General features: G+C 64.3%; 1 protein-coding gene. It reads left to right on the top strand.

Annotated features, from left to right (window positions below):
- On the top strand, nucleotides 1–1,262 hold a 1,262-nt coding region (locus EWH12_RS21845), incomplete at its 5' end, for a DUF7986 domain-containing protein (protein ID WP_129927813.1).
- Nucleotides 1,263–1,441 lie beyond the last annotated feature (179 nt).

A 1,441-nucleotide genomic window follows, 5' to 3' on the forward strand; every position in this document is an offset into this window, starting at 1 on the left:
TGGAGGAGTTCGACTTCGAAGCGGACGAGCTGGCGGACATCGTCGGCGATCATTGGGCCGGCGTGTTGTGGGGATGCGCGTTCGAGGATCTGCTCACGCGCACCATCGAACCCGAGGACCGGAACATCGTTGATGACTATATTCGGCGCCGGGGCTGGAACGAGAGCGGCTCGACCAAAATCTACCTGCGTGCCCTTCGATCGTCGGTGATGAGCCTCCACGAGGTGAGCGAGGTCGAGCCCGGGAGCGGCTTCCTTGTGCGTGACCTGATCCAGGGCGGCGAGCCGCTTCGAGTATCCGAGCGCAGCGCCTCGCAGACGCTGAAGCAATGGGACAGGATCGGTGCCCGCGTCGTGCAGGTCGGAGGCAAGCACCTCCTGTCGGGCGGCGTGCTGTCGTTCACGATGGAGGCGGCCGAGGCGCTCGTCGCCGATCTGCGGCGCTCGAAAGGCAAGCGCAGCCCGCGCACCGCGTTAAACCTAGACGCCGACGATCTGGCCGCACTTCCGGCCCTCATCAGCACGACATGGCTGTTCGATGTCGTTCCCAAGACCATAGGACCGGCGTCCATCCCCACGCTGCACAACAGTGATGGCGAGGAGGTGGTGTTCCACCGCGTGCGCTTTCCCTTCGCACGCGGCGTGACCCAGGCGCTCGTCGGCGAGCGGCTCGATACTGTCTCTGCGTTTCAGCGGGAAACCACGCACTTTTGGAACTGGCTGGGCGAGAAACCGGGCGGAAAAGCGAGAAGCACTGGGCGCATGGCGTGGGGTGTGACAATGGCGGACGGCACCCCGGTGCTCGGCAATGTCGAATTGAAAGGCCGCGCCCTGATTCTCGCCGTCACCTCGGCCGAGCGGGCGAAACGCGGCACCGCGCTCATGACCGATGCGCTCGCCGGGTTGGTCGGCTCGCCGCTGACCACGATCGAGACGGTCGAACAGGCCATGGCGGCGCGGGTCGAGGGACTGACAACGTCCGAACCGGCACCCGCCATTGCGCCAGAGGTGGCAACCCCGCTCATCCATGCCATGCTCGACCGTCAGTACCTCGCGACGCTCGATGAACCCGTCGGCATGCTTGGCGACATCACCCCGCGCGCGGCCGTTCGAACCGCTGCGGGCCGTGGCCGAGTGGCGGGATGGCTCAAGTATCTTGAAAACCGCAGCAGCAGCAGTCAGCTCGACCGGAACGACCCGATGGTCACCTACGACTTCACTTGGATGTGGAGCGAACTTGGCATCGAGAACCTGCGCAAATAGCTCGCTACCGCCGACGCCTACCGTGAATCCGTGTCCTGATAATGCACAGGGGCCATACTCGGCATGGTCGCCGATATGGAGCTGAAGTTCATCAAGGATCGTCAGCGCGCCGGGATCGAAGCGGCGCGCGCCGAAGGCGTTTACAAAGGCCGGAAGAAGAACGTCGATGACGATGAAAT

It is taken from the genome of Sphingobium cupriresistens, from assembly GCF_004152865.1.
GTDB classification, from domain to species: domain Bacteria; phylum Pseudomonadota; class Alphaproteobacteria; order Sphingomonadales; family Sphingomonadaceae; genus Sphingobium; species Sphingobium cupriresistens.